This is a genomic window from Neobacillus drentensis, assembly GCF_036966985.1.
GTDB lineage: Bacteria > Bacillota > Bacilli > Bacillales > Cytobacillaceae > Neobacillus > Neobacillus drentensis_E.
On record NZ_JBALSN010000047.1, the window covers coordinates 1 to 5820 of the forward strand.

The following is a 5820-nucleotide window of genomic DNA, read 5'->3' on the forward strand; positions in this document are numbered from 1 at the left end:
TTTGCCGCGGAAACTTTAAATCAACATACACAGCTAGTGGCGGTTATGACAACGCATCTGAATATATCTTTGGCGAACTTAAGCTTGATGGCTTGTTCTTAGAATTTGATGATGAGCGCTCTGGTGGATTTGCGCCGCTTCAACACGTTAATCGCAAAGATTTACAAATCGTTCTTGGATTGATCACTTCGAAATTTGGTGAATTAGAAAACCCTGAGCAAATCAAAGCGCGGATTGCAGAAGCAGCAAAGTATGTAGACTTAGACCAACTTTGCCTAAGCCCGCAATGCGGATTCTCTTCTACCGAAGAAGGAAATCTATTAACAGAGGAACAGCAATGGGAGAAAGTTAGACATGTGATTTCGATTGCTAACGATGTGTGGAAATAAGAGAAAATGGAAGCGTGGGGGACGGTTCTAGCACAAGAACCACCCCCTTGGTTTTAAAAATTAAGTATGCGAAACAATTATCTCGCATTCTCCATCCAACTCAAACTCACCAAACCCAACAGGAATAATAAAATGGATTCCCTTCCCTAATTCATATTTTTCACCATTATGGATGAGTAATCCCTGGCCCTTAATCACACTGAAAAGCAAGTATTGCTCATCAACTGAAAAGGATACCTTCCCATGGATGTCCCATTTATAAACAGAGAAAAACTCCGACTCCACAAAAGTCGTAACCATGGCATTTTCGAGTTCCTCCACTCGCGGCGAACTCATTGCATTTTGATGAGGCACTGTCGTTACCTCAATCGCCTTTTCTATATGCAAATCACGTAGGTTCCCTTCCGCATCCTTACGATCAAAATCATAAACCCGATAGGTAGTGTCGGAACTCTGCTGCGTTTCCAATACGAGTGTTCCTTCACACAAAGCATGGATCGAACCGCTAGGGATATAGAAAAAGTCACCCGGCTTGATTTTAACACGGCGCAGCAGGTCGTTCCATTCCCCCTCATTAATACGCTGGATTAGTTCTTCCTTTGATTGGGCGTTATGTCCAAAGATTATATCCGCCTCTTCTTTGCAGTCGATAATATACCAACATTCTGTCTTTCCAAGCTCACCGTTTTCATTCACCTTTGCATAGGCATCATCGGGATGAACCTGTACGGATAAATCCATATTGGCATCCAAGATCTTGGTAAGCAGCGGAAATACCTCTTTCTTTGGACTTCCAAATACCTCGGGATGCTCACTCCAGAGATTGTCCAAGGTCATGCCGGCATATGGACCGTTTTCAATGACCGAAGGGCCATTTGGATGAGCGGAAATAGCCCAGCATTCTCCTGTTAGTTCTGATGAAATTTCATATCCAAATTCCTTTTGTAATGCCGTCCCGCCCCAAATTCTCTCTTTAAAAATAGGTTTTAATATTAATGGCTGCAAAATAGCCTCCTCCTAATGATGTAAATTTGACACCTCGGGGACGTTTCTCCTGGCCCCGAAATAGCCACAAGAACCGTCCCCATGGTCACCCATGGTCAAGCATTTTGTATTGGGCTTTCACTAATTCATAATAGATTCCTTGTTTAGCCATGAGGTTTTCATGATTTCCCTGCTCCACGATATTACCGTGATCAAGAACCAAGATGTTGTCAGCCTCCCGGATTGTTGATAACCTGTGGGCAATCATAATTGCCGTTCTTCCTTTTAATAACGTTCTTAATGCCTTTTGAATCTTGACCTCTGATTCCGTGTCAATACTTGCGGTGGCTTCATCCAAAATGAGAATTTTTGGCTCAGCGAGAAGGGCCCTGGCGAAAGAAAGGAGCTGGCGCTCACCCACCGACAAGATATTGCCCCGCTCTTCCACCTCCGTTTGATAGCCATTCGCAAGCTGGTTAATAAACGAATCGGCTCCTACTACCTTCGCGGCAGCGATCACTTCCTCGTCACTAGCTCCCGGATTTCCAAAACGAATATTTTCCATAATCGTTCCTGAAAAGATAAACGTATCCTGCAGGACCACGCCTATTTGTGAGCGGAGACCCGCAATCGACAATTCGTGAATGGGATGGCCATCAATTTTGACAACACCTGAGGTAGAATCATAGAAGCGGCTGACCAAGTTAGCAATGGTCGTCTTCCCGGAGCCCGTATGGCCGACAAGCGCAACCGTCTCTCCCGCTTTTATCGAAAAAGAAATACCGTTTAACGCCTTTCTTGATCCATCATAGGAAAATTCAACATCCTCAAAATCAATCTGCCCTTTAATAGAAGAGAGAATCATAGGTTTGGAGGCCTCCGACACAAGCGGTCTTTCATCTAAAAACTCAAAAATCCGCTCCGAAGAAGCCATTCCAATCAATAGCTGATTATATAGCTGGCCAAGACGCGAAATTGGCTCCCAGAACATCCCTAAATAAAAGGCAAAGGAGACAAATTCCCCGATTGTACTCTCACCTCCAGAAACAAGAAAAGCCCCGTACCAGATGAGAATGGCCGTCCCCAAAGCATTGGTGATCTCGACAAACGGTCCAAACATGGCATTTTTATGGACTGCTTGTTTCCAAGTTTCAAAGTTTTCCTGGTTGACTCCCTTAAAAAATTGAATGTTTTCTTTTTCTTGGGTAAAGGCCTGCGTGACGCGGATGCCTTGAATGCTTTCATTCAAATGGGAATTAAGCTTTGACTGGACGAGCCGAACCGATTGCCACTGTAGCCTGATTTTTTTTCGCAGGCTGGTGGAGATGAAAAACATGATCGGCAAAATCACCATAATCGCAATCGTTAATTTTGCATTCAAAGAAAATAAGATAATAATAACCGACAGCAATAGGAGAAAATCGGTTAATAGATTAATAACACCACTTGTAAACAGCTCCTGCAGGGAATTAATATCATTCATAATCCTCACAAGAATCGACCCGCCCGAACGCTGGTCGAAGAACCTGTGTGATAAAGACTGTACATGTGTAAACAAATGCTGCCGCAAATCAAAAATGACATTTTGCCCAAGCTTATTCATCCAGCGGATTCTTAGCAAATTGACAAAATAGGATAAAACATACAACCCTGAAATGATGAAAATCAGCTGGAGCAATAAGGTTGTATCTTTTTCAACAATCGCCTTGTCAAGGGTATAGACGCCAATTAAAATCGGAATGATTAAACGGATGGCTGTTGAAATAATCACTGTCATAAACGAAAGTGGCAGCAAATTTTTTGTATAGGGCTTTAAGTATTGCAGCAAGCGCCACATCTGTTGCCAGTTAAACGATTTATCAATCACTTCATCCTGAGAGTAATGAAACCGCTCGAGGATGAGTTGTTTCTTTCGTTGTTCCTCCATGTTTCACTTATCCTCCCGCCTTTTGCATAATCGCTGCCTGATCCTGATATTGGATATTGTAGATACGCCGATACGCTCCACCATGGGCGAGCAGCTGTTCATGTGTGCCGCGTTCAATGATTCTTCCCTGATCCAGCACCAAAATTTCATCGGCATGCCTAAGAGATGAAATACGATGGGCAATAATAAAAGTCGTTCTCCCCTTCATGACTTCTCGAAGGGCCTTTTGAATATGAAATTCAGTTTCCATATCGACCGCACTAGTGGAATCATCTAATATGAGAATCGCCGGATTCATGCACATGGCGCGTGCAATCGCAATCCGCTGTTTTTGCCCCCCGGAGAGCCCCATTCCCCGTTCACCCAGCTTCGTGTCATATCCATCAGGCAGCTCCATAATAAAATCATGAGCCTGTGCCCGTTTGGCCGCATCGATAATTTCCTCCATCGCCGCATCTGGCCTTCCGTAAGCAATATTCGCCTTGATAGTGGATGAAAACAGAAAGGTTTCCTGTAAGACAACGCCAATTTGCGAACGCAGCATTTTCAACCCGTATTCCTGAATAGGTAGATCATCAATCACAATCGTTCCTGCTGTCGGTTCATAAAAGCGGGACAGAAGCTGAATCATGCTGGTTTTTCCAGAACCTGTTGCGCCAATAAGCCCAATGGTTGTTCCTGGAGGCGCGAAAAAAGTGATTTCCTTAAGTGCGGCCGCCTCTTCCGATTGATAGTGGAACGTGACCTGATCGAAGTTCACCTTTCCTGCCATTCTGCCGTTATTTCTGATGTCATCGCCATCCATAATCGTTTCATCTGCTTCCAATACTTCAAGAAGCCTTTCGCCAGAAGCCTTTGCCTGTGAGAACATATTGATGGTGAATCCCAGGTTCATAATCGGCCAAATAATATACCAAACAAGACTGTAGAAGGCCACAAGCTCCCCGGGCTTTAAAGCTCCACTGATCACTTGAAATCCGCCATAGGCCAGCAAGGCGACAACGGAAATATTGCCGATTAGCTCCATCAGCGGAAAATATTTCGACCATACCACCGACGTAGCAAGCTGCTTGGTCCTGTACTCCCGATTGGAGGAGTTAAAGCGCTTCGTTTCCTCCTTTTCTTTTGACAGGGCTTTAACCGTATGGATCCCGTTAATATTTTCCTGCACCATAGTATTTAAGCGCCCGAACGATTCACGAATCCCGCGGAACGCCGGATGAACGGCTCTATCGAACTTATAAACCACCACACTTAAAAAAGGCAGTGACATCATCGTGACCAGAGTCAGGGAAACAGAATAATAGAACATCACACAAAGACTGGTGCCCACGACAATGACAAAGCGAAGGACCTCGCTAAAGCCGAAGGATACAAAAAACCGAAAACCTTCCACATCCGCAGTCAAACGAGACATTAGATCCCCTGTCTTTGCGTTATCGTAATAGCTAAACGATAGCCGCTGCAGCTTTTCATATAGAGCATTTCGGAGCGCATACACGGATTTAATGCCGAACATATCAGCCAAATAATGTTGGATGAAAGTAGAGAAGGCTTTCACCCCCATGACCACGATAAACCCTAAGGCAATCCACGGGACCCAGTCATATTTCCGCCCAAGCACGACATCATCAATGGTTACCTGCAAAATGACAGGATAGATGACGGTAATCGCAGCGACAAGCAGCATAAAGAGCAGCGACCAGATAAAATCCTTTTTAAAAGGAAGATAAAACGACTTTAACTTTTTAAAAACGAACATTTTTTCCTCCTTATGTACCTAAAAATTTACATACCTTACATTTATATAGATTTAAGTTAGAAATATTTCGAAAATCGTTTAATTAGGTTGTTTAAATTTTGATAAACTCCACCTCCTTTTATGCCATAAACCAGCAACCATGTAAGCCTTTCCATTATTTTAGCAGTACACTCCCCTCCGTCCTATTGGCAAAAACATAGATTCATTGGTTAAAATAAAGTCTTTTGCCCACAAAAAAACGTACCACTCTTCGACGTGGCACGTTTCTTCTATTAGTATTAATTATTGCTCTCAGTCAATGGCCTGATGGGCCAGCAAAAGCGCCCCTGTAATCCCGGCATCATTGCCTAAACCAGGGCTTACAATATATTCTGACAGCATCGGCAAGGAAACATAGTCACGCAGAAACTCCTTCAAATGCTTATAAATAGAAGGGAATACCTGTTTCTGGTTCATGACGCCGCCGCCCAGGATAATTTTTTTCGGAGAAAGAATCAAAATATATTGCATTAGGGCCTGGGCAATATAGTAGCCTTCCAATTCCCACACTTCATTCCTGTCCACTAACTCAATCCCTTTTTGTCCCCAGCGCCCTTCAATGGCAGGGCCGGCCGCCAATCCTTCCAGGCAATCACCGTGGTATGGGCACCGCCCCTGATAGGGGTCCTCCGGATGAGGTCTGACGAGAATATGCCCCATTTCCGGATGAGAATGCCCTTGAAGCAGCTGCCCCTGAACGAGCGCCCCTGCTCCAATTC

At 44.2% G+C, this 5820-nt stretch carries 4 protein-coding genes and 1 pseudogene; 1 reads left to right on the forward strand and 4 read right to left on the reverse strand.

Annotation, left to right across the window (positions count from 1 at the left end; translation table 11 throughout):
* Positions 1-389: pseudogene (locus V7659_RS03560) on the forward strand (5-methyltetrahydropteroyltriglutamate--homocysteine S-methyltransferase); the annotation flags it as partial.
* 60 nt (positions 390-449) lie between these two features.
* On the opposite strand, the gene manA reads toward V7659_RS03560, so the two are convergent.
* From manA to V7659_RS03580, 4 genes are all read right to left on the reverse strand, one after another.
* Positions 450-1397 carry a mannose-6-phosphate isomerase, class I gene (gene manA, locus V7659_RS03565; RefSeq protein ID WP_335538158.1) on the reverse strand — a complete coding sequence of 316 codons (948 nt, stop codon included), beginning with the start codon at positions 1395-1397 and terminating at the stop codon, positions 450-452.
* Positions 1398-1479: 82 nt separating this feature from the next.
* Complete coding sequence (locus V7659_RS03570) at positions 1480-3300, reverse strand: ABC transporter ATP-binding protein (protein ID WP_335538148.1); 1821 nt, start codon at positions 3298-3300, stop codon at positions 1480-1482.
* A 7-nt stretch (positions 3301-3307) separates the two neighbouring features.
* A complete protein-coding gene (locus V7659_RS03575; protein WP_335538149.1) occupies positions 3308-5062 on the reverse strand; it encodes an ABC transporter ATP-binding protein in 1755 nt (584 codons plus the stop codon).
* A 291-nt stretch (positions 5063-5353) separates the two neighbouring features.
* Positions 5354-5820 (reverse strand): ROK family protein (locus V7659_RS03580; RefSeq protein WP_335538150.1); only part of this gene is annotated, 467 nt, incomplete at its 5' end.